Raw genomic sequence first — 17,731 nt, forward strand, 5'->3', positions numbered from 1 at the left:
CTTGCACCCTTTCGCCTCTCAATGATTGCCAATTAACTCGATTGACAGGTTACTATTGTGAGTGCAATTGCTGACATGTCGCTAATAAACATTCGGCAAAATACTGGGTGGCAGGGCCCGCTTCGGTGCGGTTATTAATCGATAAATACAGCGGAATACTGTACTCCACCGGCTTAGTCAGTGGGATTTTTCGTAGCTCGCCGCTGGCAAGAAATGGCGCGATGCTGTGCTCTGGCAAACTGCCGTAGCAGATTTTGGCTTTAATCGCCGCCACGGCCGATTCGACTGAATTAACCGCCCATTGCTGGCGACTCAGATTGCCAAGAGTTTCAACATCTCGCCCCAACCGTTGGTAATAGATCTGCTTATATTGCATCAACTCTTCAGTGCTCAGCGGCCCCTGATGGTCGGTAAAAATCGGATGTTGCGGCTGCGCCACCGGAATTAGCCGGACTTCTAACAGTTTCGGCCCCGGCAATAACCCCGCTTCAGATACCGAAATGGCAAGATCGCAGGCAGTGTCGTCACTCGCTTGTAAGCGCATCCGTTCATGCAGGTGCACTTGGGTGAACGGGTAACGCTCGGCAAGACGGGCAATCGCAGCAAACAACACATCTTTGGGGAAGATATTTTCCAGCAACAGGTGAATGTTGGCTTCAACGCCACTACTCAAAAAGCGTGCTTTCTTTTCTAAGTTTTCAAAATCTTGCAGGAGCGGCAGCGCATCATTCAGCAGTTTTTGGCCGATATCGGTGAGTTCGCAGCGTTTACCATCCATAGTGATCAGCTTAACGCCCAACTGCCGCTGTAATTTGGCGATGGCATAACTGACGGTGGATTGGCTGCGATTTAGCTGCTCGGCAGCCGCAGTAAACCCGCCCGATTCAAACACCGCTTTAAAGGCGAGCCACTGTTCTAAGGTTGTTTTATACACAGCAAAATTCTCATCTACAGTTAAGCCAGCATTCGAGCCATCCCATCGAATATATAGATGGATGATGGCTATATTTTGAATTTTTGATTCAATTTATAAATGATAACCTAACGCAAATGTTACTGAGATGCGAGTCACTTATGAGCAAATCGATCAATACTTCAGCCACACTCAAGGGGCTATCGGCCGTGAGTCTGTTAGCCATGCTTGGCGTTAGCGGCCAAGCGCTGGCAAGCGAAGATGTGCAAACCAGCTGTGAACAGTTAATGAATGTGGCCATCACTAATGGCCAAATTACCGAAGCCCACATGGTGGCACCGGGAGATTCAAGCAAAGACCCATTCCGCATGTTCACCGGTAGCAGCAACAAAACCTTTAAGTTGCCGGAGCACTGCCTCGTGCGCGGCGATATTGAAAAACGTATCGGCGCCGATGGCAAAACGTATCGCACCCAGTTTGAAGTGCGTTTGCCAACCAAATGGAGCAAACGTTTTATGTTCCAAGGGGGCGGCGGTACTGACGGCTTCCTCGCTAACGCGCTGGGCACCATTCCAAGTTCAGGTTCAACTGCCCTACCTGCTCTAGCGCGCGGTTATGCGGTCGCATCTATGAACGGTGGCCACGATAGTCCAGACCCAACCTTCGGCCTCGATCAACAGGCGCGTATTGATTATGCCTATGCTGCGCTCGGTAAAGTGACCCACGCCGCCAAAGCGATTATCAGCACTTACTACAACGCTGAACCCGCACACTCCTACTTCATGGGCTGCTCTAACGGTGGCCGTGAAGCGATGATGGCCGCCCAGCGCTATCCGTTGGAATTCAACGGTGTGGTTGCTGGTAACCCAGGTTTCCATTTAAGTCGCGCATCGGTCGCAGAAGCATGGGACACCCAAGCATTGATGAGCGTCGCGCCAGATGCGAAACAAGGCGGCAAGGTGCTCGCGAATGCACTAACCCAACAAGACTTAGACTTGGTTAGTAATACCATTTTGCAGCAATGCGATAGCTTAGATGGCGTGAAAGACGGCATTGTTGCCAACTATATGGCGTGTAAATTCACTCCTGATACCCTGCGTTGCAGCAACAAAAAAGATGGCCAATGCTTAGCGGATGCCAAAGTCGATGCACTGCAAAAAGTATTTAACGGTGCGGTAGACAGCCAAGGCAACAAACTCTACAACAGCTGGCCATACGATACCGGTGTGAACGCTCCGGGCTGGCGTGCATGGAAGCTAGGCACCTCGCAAGACCCAGCGAAACCAAATGCGCTGAACACCCACTTAGGCGCAGGTTCAATGGCGTTTTACTTCCTGACACCAGCGAACCCAAGCTTCAATCCGATGACATTCAACTTTGATACTGACACAGCGTTGACCAATGAAACCGGTGCGATCAACGATGCCACATCTACCTACCTCAACAGCTATGTAGCAAAGGGCGGTAAGATGATCGTGTTCCAAGGTGTGTCAGACCCTGTTTTCTCCGCCGACGATATTCGCGATTGGTATGTGAAAGCACAGCAAAACACCGCCAAAAACAGCGACAAAGATTGGGCCCGTTTGTTTATGGTGCCAGGCATGAACCACTGTGGTGGCGGTCCAGCATTGGACGACTTCGACCCACTAACCGCCATCCAAAACTGGGTAGAAAAAGATGACGCACCGAACGCACTAAAAGCCCAAGGTAAAGCGTTCCCAGGTAAATCAATGCCAATCTGTGCTTACCCACAAACTGCCCAATACAACGGCAGCGGTGATGTAAACGCATTTGATTCTTACACTTGCAAATAATCAAAACTGCAAATAAGTAGTTGTTATAAAACATAAAAGCCAGCGATTCACTGGCTTTTATGTTCAATTTTCAACTAGCAGTTAACGGGCATCAATCACCAAATGGGTTATCAATGCTGTGGCTCGGTTCAGTGAACCATTCCGGCCCTGTTTTCCCCATATAGAAGTGATCTTCTAAGCGCACACCAAACTCCTCTGGCACCACAATCATCGGCTCATTTGAAAACACCATGCCAGTTTCCAGCGGGATTTGATTGCCACGCACCAAGTACGGCGCTTCGTGAATATCCATGCCTAAACCGTGGCCGGTACGATGCGGCAACCCCGGCAACGTATAATCAGGCCCCAAACCATCCGCTTGCAGTGAAGCACGCGCGGCGGCATCAACACTGCCACAAGGCTCACCAAGTTTCGCCGCTGCAAAAGCCGCGAGCTGGGCGTTTTTCTCCGCCTGCCAAATTTGCAATTGTTTCTCGCTCGCATCACCAAACACATAACTGCGGGTGATATCTGAGTGATAACCTTTGAGCTTACAGCCAGTATCAATCAGCACCATATCGCCCGCTTTGAGGGTTTGCACATACTCCACACCGTGCGGATAAGAAGTCGCTTTACCAAACAGCACAATGCAGAAGTAAGAACCGCTGGCGCCCACTTTACGGTGCGCTTGCTCGATAAATTCTTCCACTTCGGCGGTGGTAATACCTTCATGCAAAATGCTGGCGGCGGCTTTGTGTACTTCCAGCGTCATCTGCATCGCTTGCTTGATCAGCGCAATCTCTTTCGCCTCTTTGTGCATTCGACAATGGGCGGTGACCTTGAAGCCGTTGATGATGCTTAGTTCGCCCGCCTGTTGTTGAATGCCATCCACCATGAAAAATTGAGTCGATTCATCCAACGCCAGTTTGCCACTGCTGACGCCACGCTGTTTCAGTGAGTCAATCAATAGCGCATAGGGGTTTTCATGCTCATGCCAGCCGAGGATTTCACCGTCAATCACTAAGCGCTGTTTGATGGTATCGATCTCAAACGCGGGGGAAAGGTAGTAAACCTCGCCCGATGGCAGCAATACCGCGCCCATCAAACGCTCGCTCACGCCCCAGTTGATGCCGGTGAAATAGCTCAAGTTGGTGCCGGAGTTAATGTAGAGTGCAGCAATGTCGTTGGCTTGCATGTAGGCCTGAGCTTTAGCAAGACGCTCTTGGTAATCGGCCAGTTCAATCTTGGCCGCGCCAGCGGTCATATCGCTCAAACGGGCTAATGCTTGCTCCGGCGTACTGCCGCCGATGCCTTTGGTGTTCCGAGTAATATTGTCGATGCTCATGCTTGTCTCGTTGTCAAAATCTGTAGTTATTGATTGGCTTACAGCAACTACACTGCAGCTTAATTCATTATTGGTTTAACTCTTTTGTGGTTCATGTTTGTGGTTTATGTCATCGATGGCTCAAGCCATCCTCGATTTAAACCTTCTTGGGTTTAAACAGCAGTACGCCAAACACTGGGCCAGCGGTGTTACCTAGCTCGGGTTCAAAACGCACCTTAATCTGGGTTTTGTCACGGGTCAGCCGTTCGGGTATGTCATACTCCACTTCAAAAAATTGGCCGGGATGATCAAAGTTCAGCGTTTGGCTGGCAACACGTTCACCATCCACCAGAATATGGAACAGGCGTTGACGCTCTTCGCCCCAATAACTGGCTTGCAGTTTCAAAGGCCCATCAGCCGCTTGCATAGTGAACGAGAAGAACCCGCCGCTGCGCGCATCCCGCCCCGCACGGCCGCGATACACTACCGGATAGCTGATCTCAGATTCGAGCTGATGATTCCGCTCCGGCTGCATTTCACCGAGATGCATCACATCCACCGAACGCTTAGCCAAATCTTGCAAGCGTGCTTGCTCGGCAGCATAAGCCACTTTGGCATCAGCCCACTCGGCATCACTAAAGCGCTCGAAATAGACAGCACTGCGACGATGATGCTGAGCATAAAACGGCACAAACGTCATATCGTGTGGTCGGCCGATACCTTGGCTGGTAAACGCCGCTTTGCTGGCATCAATCGTCTCGAACTTACTGACTAAATCACTGCCCACCAGCGCGGGGGCAGTGCCGCCGTAATCTTCGTTTTCACTGCCGAGATCGGCCGCCAGCACCATGGGGCCACGCAGCAAGGCCACCAGCTTGTTACTGCCCGTGGCGGTTTCAAAGCGCAGTTGCAGCGGCAGGGTAAATTCGACCACATCGCCCGCTTGCCAGCGCCGACTAACGGCAACATAACCGCGATCGACATTGGCTTGCGTGACCGGTTTGCCGTTGACGTTCAACTGCCACGCATCACCCGTCCACGCCGGAATCCGCAGCGCCAGCGTGAATGCTCGCTCGGCCTGTTCCACGGTAATCGCTACTTTGCCCGCATAAGGATATTGTGTATCGAGCCGCAGTTTGCCTATACCGCTGACATTAACCGTCGATGCAATAAACAGGTTCACCAGCAGGGTGTCATCCTGCTGCCACCAGATGGAATCGCCGTGTTTGGCGTGGCTTTCCATGCCAGAGCCAACACAACACCAGAACGAATCAAACGGAGTGGAATATTCGCGCACCGCGCCAGACATCAGCGGCGTCATGTAGGTCACCATGCCGTTTACTGGGTCAATCTGCGCCAAAATATGATTCAGATGCGCCCGCTCGTAGAAATCAAAATAGCGCCCGTCCACTTGCCAACTATAAAGATGGCGCGTCAGCTTGAGCATGTTGTAGCTATTGCAGGCTTCGCAGGTTTGCTCGGTAATATGATTGGCGATGGTATCGGGCGCCGAAAAATACTCGCGGTCAGCATTGCCGCCAATCACGTAGGAGTGATGCTGCGTGACCGTTTGCCAGAAGAAGTTCGCCGCCGTTGCTGGCGTGCTGGCGCCGGTCAGCTCATGAATACGCGCCAGCCCGATAATCTTGGGAATTTGAGTGTTGGCGTGATGATTGGCCAGCTGATCGGTTTGTGCCGCTAACGGATCGAGCACTTTATGGTGGTGCAAGCGCAGCGCCAATTTGAGCCAGCGTTCATCCTTGGTGCGGGCATACAGCTCGGCAAAACTTTCGTTGATGCCGCCGTGTTCACAATCCAGCACGCGCTGCAGTTGCTCATCAGTTAACGGCGCAAACACTGCTTCGATATATTCACCAAGCTTGAGCGCAATCGGCAGCGCCGCATTGATGCCGCAATACTGCTCGGCATCAAACAGCCCAGCATACAGCTTGTGCCAGTTATACAGCGGCACCCAGCAACCGTTGAGATCGAACCCCGCCGAACGAATATCGCCAGCGCGAATTTCAGCAAATATTTCCTTACCATCAACTATGCTGCCGTCCTTGCGTTTGCGGGTAAATCCAGCAACATAACCATCGCCCTGTGCTTGCTGCACTTTGGTCAGTTCACTGACGATGTACTGCAATCTTTGTTTGGCTTGTGGCTCACCGGTTTGCGCATACAGCAGCGCTAACGCCGACATATAATGCCCGAGGGTATGCCCAGCAATGGTGTCGCTCTCCCAGCCGCCGTAAACCTCGCCTTTGGCTGTGAGTCCGGCAAATAAACGGAAGTTGTGCAGTAAGCGATCAGGCTCAAGCTGAAATAGATAGCGATGGTTCGCATCGACCGCGCGTTTAAAGTCTGAATCCAATAATCGCACTGATGCCAAAGGTACAGGCTGTGCTGTACTTGGCAGCGGTTTTAACGGCACTTTTACTGCCGTTGCTGGTGACGACTGACTACAGCCGCTGAGCGGTAATGCGGCGGTGGCCGTTAGCACGGCGCCCCCTTTAAGCAATTGACGACGCTGGCGCGAAAAACACAGCTGACACATGCAAAGCTCCTGCTGCAGGTTGTTGACGGGTAAGGGTTTTCATGTTCTTTTTAAACGACTAAAAAATAATAAAACGATGACAACAAGGAGAAGGCTGTGCCTAGCAAACCCGTTTTTCCACGCATGTTATTATTAGCCTCAATTTTGGCGATCCAACCAGTATCCTATGTGATGGCCAGTAGCGCCGACCAAACATTTGAAAAGCTTTATCAAACCGAATGGAAATGGCGTCAAGATCAAAACAGTGTGGATGAGGATAGCGTGATTGCCTCGGTACCGAGTGCATTACCGAATGTTAGCCTGAGTAAGCTACAAGCCAATCTAACTTATTGGCAAAATGTGCAACAAAATTTGTCAAAAATTGACCCAAGCAAGCTGTCTGATGACAACGCGATGAACTTGCTGGTGTATCAACAGCAGATTGCTTCGCTGATGTCGGACATCACCAATAAAGTGTACGAACGGCCACTGTCCGGTGACACCTCGTTTTGGGGCGATCTGACCTACATGACCGACGATGGCTTTCACACCGAGCAAGATTACCGCAACTACGTCAAATGGCTGAGCGATATGCCACGCTACTTCAGCCAAAACATCGACAATATGCGCGTTGGTATGAAACGCGGCTTTGTACTGCCAAAGATTAGCCTGCAAGGCCGTGATGCCACCGCCGCATCGGTAGTCGATGCCAAAGGTGACAGCAATATCTTCTTCCGCCCGTTCACCAAGATGCCAAGCAATCTGCCCGAAAAAGTGCAAGCCGAGCTAAAACAAGCAGGCTTAAAGGCGATTGAGCAAGCGGTGATCCCAGCACATAAACAAGTGATGGATTTTCTGCGTAATGAATATATTCCCAATGCTGCTGACTCTCTGGCTGCCTATGATCTGCCAAACGGTAAAGCCTTCTACCAATCGCAAATCAAAAAATACACCACGCTGGATTTAACCGCCGAAGAGATCCACCAAATCGGCTTGGATGAAGTAGCCAGCATCAAACAGCGTATGTTTGATGTCATGAAGCAGGTGAAGTTTGACGGCAGCTTAAAAGAGTTTCTCGATTTTCTGCGTACCGATCCGCAGTTCTACGTGAAAACTCCACAAGCCCTGCTTGACCGCGCCGCATGGATTGCCAAAGAGTTCGACGCCAAAGCCGCCCAATATTTTGGTCGCTTGCCACGTAGCCGTTTTGCGGTCATTCCCGTACCAGACGATATTGCCCCTTACTACACCGCAGGTCGCGGCGGCCCAGGCGTGTATTTGGTCAACACCTACAATCTGCCTGCACGACCACTGTATTCATTGCCAGCGTTAACCCTGCATGAATCAGCCCCAGGCCATGCGTTCCAAATGCCATTGGCAGCAGAAAATAAGGCGCTGCCGGAGTTTCGTCGCAACTATTACATCTCCGCCTTTGGTGAAGGCTGGGCACTGTACAGTGAAAAACTCGGCGAAGAGATGGGCATGTACCACACCCCGTATGAAGTGTTCGGCATGTTGAGCTATCAGATGTGGCGCGCGGCCCGTTTGGTGGTAGATACCGGTATTCACGCCAAGCATTGGACCCGCAAACAAGCGCAAGACTTTATGTTGGATAACACGGCGCTGTCGACCCACGAAGTCACCACTGAGGTGGATCGCTACATTGCGTGGCCGGGTCAGGCCTTGTCGTACTACTTGGGTGAAATGGATATCGTCAAAAATCGCCAGAAAGCGGAACAAGCGCTGGGTGAGAAGTTCGATATTCGCGCCTTCCATGACACGGTATTGCAACTGGGTTCAGTGCCTTTGTCAGTGCTGGATGCACGCATTGACAAGTTTATTGCCGATGGTGGTAAATCACCGTATCAAGACTAACAGCGTGAATTAACTCGCTGCGATAAAACACCAAAAGCCACGCATTGCGTGGCTTTTCTTTCGACTTACTTTCGTAATTAACTGCCAAAAATCATCCAGTTCAACGCGCCAGCGCTGAACCACATAAACAGCAGATAGCGCCAGTTATCGCGTAAAATTCCTAAACTGCTCGCTTGATAACGACTCACCATAGCCAAGCCGACACCCGACAGCGGGCTCACCGCCGTCGCCGTGCCCCAAACCGACAGATACAAAAAGGCGAGTTGGTTCAGGTCTTGTGCGATTGGCAGCAACAGCGGACTCGCCAGCGACACGCTTACTAGCGGATGCACCCCAATCAAGCCCACCAGAATCATCAGTAAACTGGCGCTCCAAAACACCCACGGCGAAATATGCTGAATGTTGAACTGGAACAGTTCAGGGTAGCTGGCAATTAAAGCGGCGACACCGCTGGAAAATACTCCCGCTGCCAAAAACAGCGCAAATTGGCTGGCCACACTCGGCAAACGCCGTTCGATATAGTTAACCAGCACTTGCTTGCGCGGTCGCCCTTTCAAAAACAGCAAGGCCGCAATCGGTGCCGCCACGCTGATAATAGTTAGAATATGCACATCTGGATAAAGATAGTGCAGCACCAACACCAAGATCGCCAACAGGATGGGCATCAATAAACTATCGCGTTTTAGCGGATAACCACGAAAGCCGTTGATGCGATAACGGCGCATCTCATAATAAGTGAACACCGCCATCAGCAGCGCCAATATCAGCCCCGGCACCATGGTGTGAGTCCACTGCGCGCCGTTGGCGTAGGTCATCGCCACCCCAAAAGCGATAAAGAATGGTGACCAATAGCCGCCGGAGCAGAAGCCGCGCATCAACACCACAATTTGGCCTCGGGTCAGCGGCGCTTTGCGTTGCAAGCGATCGCCCACCACAAAAATCACCGATAGATTGATTACTGCACCGAGCAAATGGCACGACAGTATCGTCGACCAAAAGCCGCGTTTGCCCATCGGCTGCGAGGTATCTTCCGCCTCAGGATTGGTCAACGCCAAAAACGACACTGCGGTAAACATGGTCAGCAGCGGTAGGTTGCGCGATATTGCACTAAACAAGCCGACATCGGTGCCTTTAACTACACCCCACAGCAACATGATCACGCCGCAACTGAACAGAATCGCCGCTTGTTTATGGGCTGATTTACCTAACGATGGCCAGCAAAAGGCCACCGCAAGCCAAGAGATAACTGCCGGAAGCAACAGTGATAGTTCAAGTGCCAGCGCAAGTAGATAACTTGCGGCAGTGGCACAGACTAGCCACCCGGCAATGCGAGTACGTTGAATAGGAGTAAGCGCGAGTAACATAGTGGGCTTCAGCAGACAGCGACAACAATACGGCAAGCAGCCGCGAATAGGTCGATTTTAACAGGGATAACCCACTGCTTATAGCGAATTTCACAATAAATTATTCTGCATCAATTAGTTAATCACAAAATATTGAAGTAGCTAGCAATGGGATTCAGCGCAAGAGACAATGACCGCAAGCATCTACTCATACGACATACCCGTTGCCAGCGCGCAGCAAAATTCAGTGTAAATTCAGACCTCAATTTTAATAATTTTCGACAATAGAGTAGCTTAAGCCCTGTCATCTACACAGCCATTAGGGAATACTGTGGCACTATAGCAACAATTATCCGCTGAATGGGCAGCGCTGACGTAAGCTGCGACAGAGTTAAACCTGCCCCTCACCCTACCTTGCCGTTTACAAACGCTTCGGCAAGGTATGATTAGAAAAGGATTTTTCATGAAAAAAGTTTTGCTTATTGGCGCCGTAGTAGTGGCTGCAGCTGTGGTGGCAGCACCCAAGCTAGGCAGCGCCCGCTTTGATCAGCAGTTAAAACTGGTGGTAGACAAAATCAATCAAACCCCCGGCTACAAAGCCACCCTGATTAGTCATCAATCGGGCTGGTTTAGCGCTGATAGCAGTATTGAACTCGGGTTAGATCTGGCGCAAATCGCGCGCTTTAATCAAAGCGACCTGTTGGCAGCGCTGCCTGCGTTGTCAGTAACCAGTCATTTGCATACCCAATTCGGCCCGCTACTGTTCAATGATAAGGCCGCCTTAGGTTGGTATAGCACTCAGCTCACCATCGCCGGCGAGCAGCTCCGCGACAAATTAACCTGGGATGCAAATCGCCCCTTGCTGAGCATTGAATATGCCGCCGCCTTTGGCGATGCGTTTTATATGCAAGACAGCATCGCGCCGTTTAGCTTCAAAGATGACTTAGAGGAGATCCAACTGAGCTTTAGCGGTTACCAAGGCCAGGGTTCATGGATTGGCCGCGACTTAAGCTATCAAGGACTGGCCGAGAAAATGGACATCAGTCTGCCAGAAGATGAAATCCATATTGGCAATATCGGCCTTGCCACAACTGCCGATGTCAATTTAGCGGAGCTAATGTCACGCCACGGTTATGACGCCAAAACCAGCGTCTCAGTGGATTACATTGATACCTTTCAACTGCAACTTGAGAAGTTTTTGCTAGCGTTTGAAAGTCAGGTCAACAAAAGCAATGACACCTCTGCCGTCAGCATGAGTTTGAGTTTAGATAAAGCCACTTATATGGCGTCTGCCTTGTCGAATCTGGCGCTTAATTTCAGCCTAGAAAATATCGATAACGCCTTTGTGAAGGACTACGTGAAATTTATCGAGCAGCTCAGTGGCAACACAGATCCTGCGCAGATGCAGCAACAATTGGCGCAATTTGTGATGCCGAAACTGCCGCAGCTACTGGGCAAATCACCTCGAGTACAACTGTCTCTCAGCGGTAATCTGCCCCAAGGCAGTTTAATCGCCAATGTTGACACTAGCGTGGTCAATACCGATAGCAGCCTGTCGCCAGCGCAATTGATCGATGAGCAATTTTGGCTACAACATTTAAAAGCGCAGTTACACGCCAAAGCGGATGAAGACGTTGCCACCTTGATAGCAGGGTTAGTATTAAAGCAGCAGTTAGCCAGTAGCTCGCAATTTGCTGAGATGCCTGCCGAGCAACAACAGCAACTGATTAATGGTCAGTCCGGCTTGATGCTGCAGCAACTCCTCCAGCAAGGCATGCTCACACAAGAAGAAGGCACCTTTAGCATCTCAGCCTCGTTGGAAGACGGCATCGCCAATCTGAACGGCCTGCCGATCCCACTCTAATCGCCTACGAAAAACTAAGCGCCCTAAAAGACAACGCCTCGTCAATCCAGCAGATGACGAGGCGTTTTTATTGTGCGTTGTCAGTCTAATCGCTTAACTGGCCGACTCCAGTTCTTGATTACGTTGTCGACCTTGGACGCGACTGATCAGCCACATGATAAAACCACCGCCAAACAGCAGCGCCGCAATATAGCCGGTATCGTTTGCCGCATAGCCATTGAGGAAGATATAACTCCCAGCGACTGGACCAATGGCGTTGGCGGAGTTAAAGGCACATTGCAACAAAGCCCCAATAACGGCGTGACCGCCCTTGGCGACCCGCATCAACATCGCTTGAATAACCGTGGTTAAACCGAGGCTGGCACCGAGTAAAAACACTACGCCGAACAGGAACCATACATTGGTGGCCGCTTGCACATAGATAATGGCCAGCGCCATACAATACAGCAGCACGATACCGGTGACTTTGGCCACCACCCGATCGCGCACATGGCCGAGTAGCCAGTTGCCCACCGTAGAACCCACCCCAAAGATCACCATGGCGATGGATATGTAATATTCCGGCACCTTAGTGACGGCCAACATGGTGTCGGCCAGATAGGTGTAGAGACAGAACACGCCCCCAAAACCAATCACCCCAATACCCACAATCGGCCAGATCAGCGGATCTTTCAGCACTGCTAAATCTTTTTTCAGCCCTTCGCCTTCGGCGGCCAACGACGGCAAAACTCGCCACAGCAGAATACAGGCGATAAATGCACCCGCCGACACTAACACCAGCGCCCAGCGCCAACTGACGTTCTGCGCTAATAAGGTGGCCAGCGGCACACCAACAATGGTGGCGATGGTCAGGCCGGAGAAAACCCGCGACATATACAGGGTGCTGCGGCCTTCTGGCGCTAAGCGTGCGCCAAACAGCAAGGCTGTTCCAAAATAAGCGCCATGCGGTAAGCCACTTAGAAAGCGGAACAACACCATCTGCTCAAACGAGGCCGCCAGTGCGCTCAAGCCATTAAAAGCAAAAATCATAAAGGCAAATAACACCAACGCTGAACGGCGATTCATTTTTGGCGTGAGCATCATCAACAGCGGCGCACCCACCACTACGCCTGCAGCATAAGCACTGATCACTTGGCCCACTTTGCCGGTGGACACGTTAAACGCTTCAGCAATCAACGGCAGCATCGGCATCACCGAGAATTCGGTTAAACCTAACAAAAACGTGCCGATGGCGAGCGAAAATAAGGTCAAGCCGATCGGACTACGACTGATCACTTGATTACCAGTTGCACTCATGGATTCTCCCGAAACAACAAAAAAGACGGCTCAACGAGTGTTGCCATAACACTCGTCACGATTTACTCGGTATTGCCACTGAACCGTTTAGCGCGATAAATGACATAGCGCTGACTAGCGTAAAAGTTGGTTATTTTACGCCAAAAATACTAATACTAAAGTATTGGTTGAGCTATTTAGTCAGGATTGTTGTTAGTTAACCTCAATTCGCCCCCGTTGCGATGTTACCCAAGCCCGTCAGTGCGCACCTCGCTCGTCATTAAAATTAAAATCAATCGCCATAACCGATAAAAACGATTACTGATGTCATATAAGCGAAGATTAAACCTTAATTTTGCTAAGGAAATTGAGTCAGTTACCGATTTCTGCGCCGCTTTTTTAGTCGATTTTTTTCAATAATTCACTTACTTCACAAGAAAAAATTTCATCTAGCCGTCACAGGTAAGCGCTTCACCCGTAAGGGGATTATGGTTTACACTAGCGATGTTTTGTTAACTTGGTCACATTTAGTAACTAACCTGTGCACCAAAACGCCCTTCGCGTCGCCGCAAGGATAACGAAGCGACTTTCACAAGGACGGTGGAATCCACTCCACTGTAAATAAAAACAACGTAATAAAACTCATGAGGCAATGTGATATGAAACGCGGTTTATACAGCGTGGTTATCGCTGTGGTCGTCGTATTGGTTGGCTTTGGCATTTACGCCTGGCACCCGTCGATCGCTCCGGTAACGCCACCAGCCAAGGATCAGTTTTCAGCAGACATAATTGCAAAAGGTAAGGTGTTGGCAGCCGCTGGCTACTGCAGCACTTGCCATACTGCGCCAGGCGGCAAACCTTTTGCCGGCAACTATGCCATGCACTCTGATTTCGGCACTATCTATTCCAGCAACATCACACCCGACCAAGCTACAGGTATCGGTAACTGGTCAGAAGAAGCGTTCATCCGCGCCATGCGCACCGGCGTAAGCCGCGACGGTAGCCATCTGTTACCGGCATTTCCCTTTGAACACTTCAACAAGATGACCGATGACGATATCAAAGCGGTGTACGCCTATATCATGTCGTCTGTTGCGCCAGTGCAACAAACCAAGCAAGAAAACGGTATTCCGTTCCCACTGAACATTCGCTTCCTGCAAGCGGGTTGGAAACTACTGTTTGCCGACACCAGTGATTTCAAAGCTGACAGCAACAAGTCTGCCGAATGGAATCGTGGTGCTTATTTGGCGGAAGGGATTGCCCACTGCGGCGCCTGCCACACGCCGCGTAATGAATTAGGCGGTGAGCTGCGTGATCAAATGTACAGCGGCGCAGCCATTGATGGCTGGATTGCCCCCTCTTTGACCGCTTCTAGCACTGCGCCACTGAAATGGCGTGAACAAGATTTCTTTGAATATCTCAGCACAGGTAACTCACCTTTCCACGGCAGCGCCGGTGGTCCAATGGCGCCTGTGGTACACGATGGTTTGTCAGCGTTATCAACCCAAGATATTCAAGCGATTGCCACTTACTTTGCTGATAAAGCGGGTAACGTGAGCGAAGACCCAGCGCAAAGCCCAGCCTTAACCAAAGCGGTGGCGGCGCAACAATTGCCGGATCTGCGCACACACCAAGGCGCCCGTTTATACGCGGCCTCTTGTCAGTCTTGCCACTACAGCCAGCAAAAACTGGTGAAAGGCCGTCCGTTATTGGCATTAGGTTCTGCGGTGCATCTTGATGATCCTGCCAACTTAATCAACGTCATTTTGGATGGTTTCCGTGCCGACCAAGGCATTAAAGGTGTGGTTATGCCCGCCTTCCGCGATGCACTGAGCGATGAAGATATCACCGCACTGGCTGCCTACCTGCGTCAAGCCGCAGGTGAACAACCTTGGCCAAACCTAGAACAGCGTGTGGGTGAGATCCGTCGTCAACCCCGTTTTGAGCATTAATCACGGGAGAAGTGAGAACATGGCTAAATTTATTTTGAACGGCAAGCCAGTGGCTGTCGATGTAGACGGTGACACTCCACTGTTGTGGGTGATCCGTGACGAACTGAACATGACCGGCACCAAATTTGGGTGCGGTATTGGTACTTGTGGGGCTTGTACTGTGCACGTGGGTGGCCGCGCTACCCGCTCATGCACCACACCACTCTCTGCCGTTGAAGGCGCAGAGATCACCACCATCGAAGGCTTGTCTGAACAAGGCACGCACCCAGTGCAAGTGGCTTGGCAAAAGCACCAAGTGCCACAATGTGGTTACTGCCAATCAGGTCAAATAATGCAAGCAGCTGCATTGCTGAAAGATATGCCGAATCCATCCGATGAAGATATCGATGCAGTAATGAGTGGCAACATCTGCCGCTGTATGACCTATGTGCGTATTCGTGAAGCAGTGCGCGAAGCGGCCAATACCATGAGCATGCAGGGAGGCAAAGATGAGCAGACTGCCTAATAAGGACAATGGCACCGGCTTAACACGCCGTGGCTTTTTGGTGGCAATGACTGCCGCTGGCGTCAGCTTTGGTTTTCCACGCGTTGCATTCGCGGCGATGGACCCAGCCACAGATGACGGCCAACCACTGCCAAACGCAGCATCTGTGTATGAACCATCACTGTGGTACTCCATCGACAGCGCCGGTAAGGTCAAAGTGAACATCATCCGCGCCGAAATGGGCCAACACGTGGGAACCTCTATCGCCCGTATTCTGGCTGATGAGTTGGAAGCCGACTGGGATGACGTGGAAATCATTCACGTCGATAGCCACAAAAAATGGGGCCTGATGGTCACCGGCGGTAGCTGGTCAGTGTCACAAAGCTGGGACATCTACCGTCAAGCCGGTGCGGCAGGCCGTACTGCGCTGATTGAAGCTGCTGCCAACCTGTGGGGTGTGCCAAAACGTTTGTGTCACGCAAGCAAAGGCCAAGTGATCTGCGGTAAGAAAACCATCAGCTATGGTGAGTTGATTGCCCAAGGCGTCAATCGTCAGTTTACTGAAGCAGAGTTGAAGTCACTGGAGCTGAAACCAAATCAAGAGTTGAAATTGATCGGTCAGCAAGTGCGTGGCTTGGACATCAACAACAAAACCACAGGTCAAACCGTATTTGGTATTGATGCCAAAATCGACGGTATGGTGTTTGCTGCGCCGATCCTGCCACCAACCCGTTATGGTTCAAAAGTGTTGTCAGTCGATGACAGCGCTGCCAAAGCAGTGAAAGGTTATCAACAAACCCTGACCTTAGCCGACCCAAGCAACACAGTGCCAGGTTGGGCAGTGGTGATTGCCAGCAGCTACTATGCCGCTAAGAAAGCCTCTGAGTTGGTGAAAGTAGAATGGCAAGCGGGTGCGGCCACTAAAGTGTCGGAAGCCGACATCATCAACCACGGTCGTGAGTTGCTTAAAGATGCCAGCAAAGGCGCAATTTTGGATACCGGCGACAGCAACACTGAGCCAGTGTTTGCCCAAGCGGCATCGACCATCGAACACGAATACATCACCGATACCGTACTGCACGCGCAGATGGAGCCGTTGAACGCACTGGTGTTCCAAAACGAAGATGGCGTGTGGGAAGTGCACTCAGGTTGCCAATGGCAATCGCTGACACTGCCAGTGTTGTCGGCAGCGCTGCAAGTGCCCGAAGACCAAGTGGTGATCAAGGCTTATATGCTCGGTGGTGGTTTTGGTCGTCGTCTGAACGGTGACTACACCATTCCTGCGGCATTGGCGTCTAAAGCCCTTGGCGGCAAACCAGTGAAGTTAGTGTTCACTCGCGAACAAGACCTAGAGTTTGATAGCCCGCGCTCAGCGTCACTGCAACAACTGAAAATGGCGTTCGATGCCAACAAACAGGTGATTGCGATGGAACACCACGCCACTGCTGGCTGGCCGACCGAAGTGATGATCCCTGTGTTTATGCCCAAAGGCACCAACGACCAGCCGTACGATCCATTTGCGATTGCAGGTGCTGACCACTGGTACAGCGTTGGCGCACAAAAAGTTCGTGCGGTATCGAACGACTTAGCAAACGACACCTTCCGCCCCGGTTGGTTACGTTCAGTGAGTCCAGGTTGGGTCGGTTTCGCGGTAGAAAGCTTTATCGATGAAGCGGCACACCACACAGGTACTGATCCGCTGGCATTCCGCCTTGAGCACTTAAAAGCTGAAGGCCGTAACGCAGGTTCAGGCCCAATCGCCTCTGGCGGTGCAGGTCGTCAAGCGGCAGTACTGAAAAAAGCTGCCGAGATGATCGGCTACGGTAAACAGCTGCCAAAAGACAGCGGTATCGGCATTGCCTCAACCTTTGGCCAAGAACGTAACATGCCAACATGGGTCGCCGTTGCTGTACAAGTGAAGGTTGAACGTGATACTGGCTTAGTGCATGTTGAAAAACTGCATGTGGCTGTTGATGCCGGCATCATTGTTGATCCTAATGGCGCAGAAGCCCAATGCCAGGGTGCGGCACTGTGGGGGCTATCAATGGCGCTGTATGAAGGCACCAAGCTGGTCAACGGTAAGTTCAGAGATCTTAACTTTGATACTTACACGCCACTGCGTATTGGCCAAACCCCAGAGGTGAAAGTCGAGTTTATCAAAAACGACTATGCGCCTGCGGGCTTAGGTGAACCTGCGGTAACCCCAGTTGCCCCTGCGATTGCTAACGCGATTTACAACGCGGTTGGCGTGCGTCTGCGTAAAATTCCAATGACGCCAGACGACGTGAAAGCAGCGTTCAAAGCCTAGTGTTTCGGCCCGAGTTTGTCGGGCCTGTTTCATCTTTTTACGGCGTGGTCACTGCATCGCGCCA

General features: G+C 51.3%; 11 protein-coding genes. 6 read left to right on the forward strand and 5 right to left on the reverse strand.

Features of this window, described 5'->3' with window-relative positions; genetic code table 11:
* Positions 1 to 52: 52 nt before the first annotated feature.
* Positions 53 to 934, reverse strand: a complete 882-nt coding sequence (locus JYB87_RS16500) for a LysR family transcriptional regulator (protein WP_207354536.1) — start codon at positions 932 to 934, stop codon at positions 53 to 55.
* Positions 935 to 1,074: 140 nt separating this feature from the next.
* On the opposite strand from JYB87_RS16500, the gene JYB87_RS16505 reads away from it, so the two are divergent.
* Positions 1,075 to 2,727 (forward strand): tannase/feruloyl esterase family alpha/beta hydrolase, encoded by a 1,653-nt coding sequence (locus tag JYB87_RS16505; protein ID WP_207354537.1) that lies wholly within the window; start codon positions 1,075 to 1,077, stop codon positions 2,725 to 2,727.
* A gap of 91 nt (positions 2,728 to 2,818) precedes the next feature.
* On the opposite strand, the gene JYB87_RS16510 is transcribed toward JYB87_RS16505, so the two are convergent.
* Together JYB87_RS16510 and JYB87_RS16515 are read right to left on the reverse strand one after the other, a co-directional pair.
* On the reverse strand, positions 2,819 to 4,051 hold the full coding sequence (locus JYB87_RS16510) for a M24 family metallopeptidase (protein ID WP_207354538.1): 1,233 nt from the start codon (positions 4,049 to 4,051) through the stop codon (positions 2,819 to 2,821).
* A 136-nt stretch (positions 4,052 to 4,187) separates the two neighbouring features.
* The gene (locus tag JYB87_RS16515; RefSeq protein ID WP_207354539.1) at positions 4,188 to 6,587 is read right to left on the reverse strand and encodes a glycoside hydrolase family 127 protein; all 2,400 of its coding nucleotides are present in this window, start codon (positions 6,585 to 6,587) and stop codon (positions 4,188 to 4,190) included.
* A gap of 96 nt (positions 6,588 to 6,683) precedes the next feature.
* Here JYB87_RS16515 and JYB87_RS16520 point away from each other — a divergent pair, with 96 nt between their 5' ends.
* Positions 6,684 to 8,441: a DUF885 domain-containing protein gene (locus JYB87_RS16520; protein ID WP_207354540.1), complete on the forward strand. Its 1,758-nt coding sequence runs from the start codon at positions 6,684 to 6,686 to the stop codon at positions 8,439 to 8,441.
* Positions 8,442 to 8,518: 77 nt separating this feature from the next.
* Here the strand turns inward: JYB87_RS16520 and JYB87_RS16525 are convergent, their stop codons facing one another.
* The gene (locus JYB87_RS16525) at positions 8,519 to 9,805 is read right to left on the reverse strand and encodes a hypothetical protein (protein ID WP_207354541.1); all 1,287 of its coding nucleotides are present in this window, start codon (positions 9,803 to 9,805) and stop codon (positions 8,519 to 8,521) included.
* A 442-nt stretch (positions 9,806 to 10,247) separates the two neighbouring features.
* Here JYB87_RS16525 and JYB87_RS16530 point away from each other — a divergent pair, with 442 nt between their 5' ends.
* On the forward strand, positions 10,248 to 11,648 hold the full coding sequence (locus JYB87_RS16530; protein ID WP_207354542.1) for a DUF945 family protein: 1,401 nt from the start codon (positions 10,248 to 10,250) through the stop codon (positions 11,646 to 11,648).
* Positions 11,649 to 11,741: 93 nt separating this feature from the next.
* Here the strand turns inward: JYB87_RS16530 and JYB87_RS16535 are convergent, their stop codons facing one another.
* A complete protein-coding gene (locus JYB87_RS16535) occupies positions 11,742 to 12,944 on the reverse strand; it encodes an MFS transporter (protein WP_207354543.1) in 1,203 nt (400 codons plus the stop codon).
* A gap of 638 nt (positions 12,945 to 13,582) precedes the next feature.
* Between JYB87_RS16535 and JYB87_RS16540 the strand changes: the two genes are divergently transcribed.
* Genes JYB87_RS16540 through JYB87_RS16550 form a run of 3 tightly spaced genes read left to right on the forward strand, consistent with a single transcriptional unit; the run spans position 13,583 to position 17,667 of the window.
* Entirely contained in the window at positions 13,583 to 14,875 is a 1,293-nt protein-coding gene (locus JYB87_RS16540) for a cytochrome c (protein ID WP_207354544.1), read from the forward strand.
* A 19-nt stretch (positions 14,876 to 14,894) separates the two neighbouring features.
* Positions 14,895 to 15,380 carry a (2Fe-2S)-binding protein gene (locus JYB87_RS16545; RefSeq protein WP_207354545.1) on the forward strand — a complete coding sequence of 162 codons (486 nt, stop codon included), beginning with the start codon at positions 14,895 to 14,897 and terminating at the stop codon, positions 15,378 to 15,380.
* Positions 15,364 to 17,667, forward strand: a complete 2,304-nt coding sequence (locus JYB87_RS16550) for a xanthine dehydrogenase family protein molybdopterin-binding subunit (RefSeq protein WP_207354546.1) — start codon at positions 15,364 to 15,366, stop codon at positions 17,665 to 17,667. Before JYB87_RS16545 ends, JYB87_RS16550 begins: the two co-directional genes overlap by 17 nt.
* Positions 17,668 to 17,731 lie beyond the last annotated feature (64 nt).

The sequence above is a fragment of the Shewanella avicenniae genome (genome assembly GCF_017354945.1).
GTDB classification, from domain to species: domain Bacteria; phylum Pseudomonadota; class Gammaproteobacteria; order Enterobacterales; family Shewanellaceae; genus Shewanella; species Shewanella avicenniae.

What these genes read in the sequence shown, in the direction of transcription:
- JYB87_RS16505 (WP_207354537.1), top strand. Translation starts at nt 1,075, where the DNA reads ATGAGCAAATCGATCAATACTTCAGCCACACTCAAGGGGCTATCGGCC.
- JYB87_RS16510 (WP_207354538.1), bottom strand. Translation starts at nt 4,051, where the DNA reads ATGAGCATCGACAATATTACTCGGAACACCAAAGGCATCGGCGGCAGT.
- JYB87_RS16515 (WP_207354539.1), bottom strand. Translation starts at nt 6,587, where the DNA reads ATGTGTCAGCTGTGTTTTTCGCGCCAGCGTCGTCAATTGCTTAAAGGG.
- JYB87_RS16525 (WP_207354541.1), bottom strand. Translation starts at nt 9,805, where the DNA reads ATGTTACTCGCGCTTACTCCTATTCAACGTACTCGCATTGCCGGGTGG.
- JYB87_RS16530 (WP_207354542.1), top strand. Translation starts at nt 10,248, where the DNA reads ATGAAAAAAGTTTTGCTTATTGGCGCCGTAGTAGTGGCTGCAGCTGTG.
- JYB87_RS16535 (WP_207354543.1), bottom strand. Translation starts at nt 12,944, where the DNA reads ATGAGTGCAACTGGTAATCAAGTGATCAGTCGTAGTCCGATCGGCTTG.
- JYB87_RS16540 (WP_207354544.1), top strand. Translation starts at nt 13,583, where the DNA reads ATGAAACGCGGTTTATACAGCGTGGTTATCGCTGTGGTCGTCGTATTG.
- JYB87_RS16545 (WP_207354545.1), top strand. Translation starts at nt 14,895, where the DNA reads ATGGCTAAATTTATTTTGAACGGCAAGCCAGTGGCTGTCGATGTAGAC.
- JYB87_RS16550 (WP_207354546.1), top strand. Translation starts at nt 15,364, where the DNA reads ATGAGCAGACTGCCTAATAAGGACAATGGCACCGGCTTAACACGCCGT.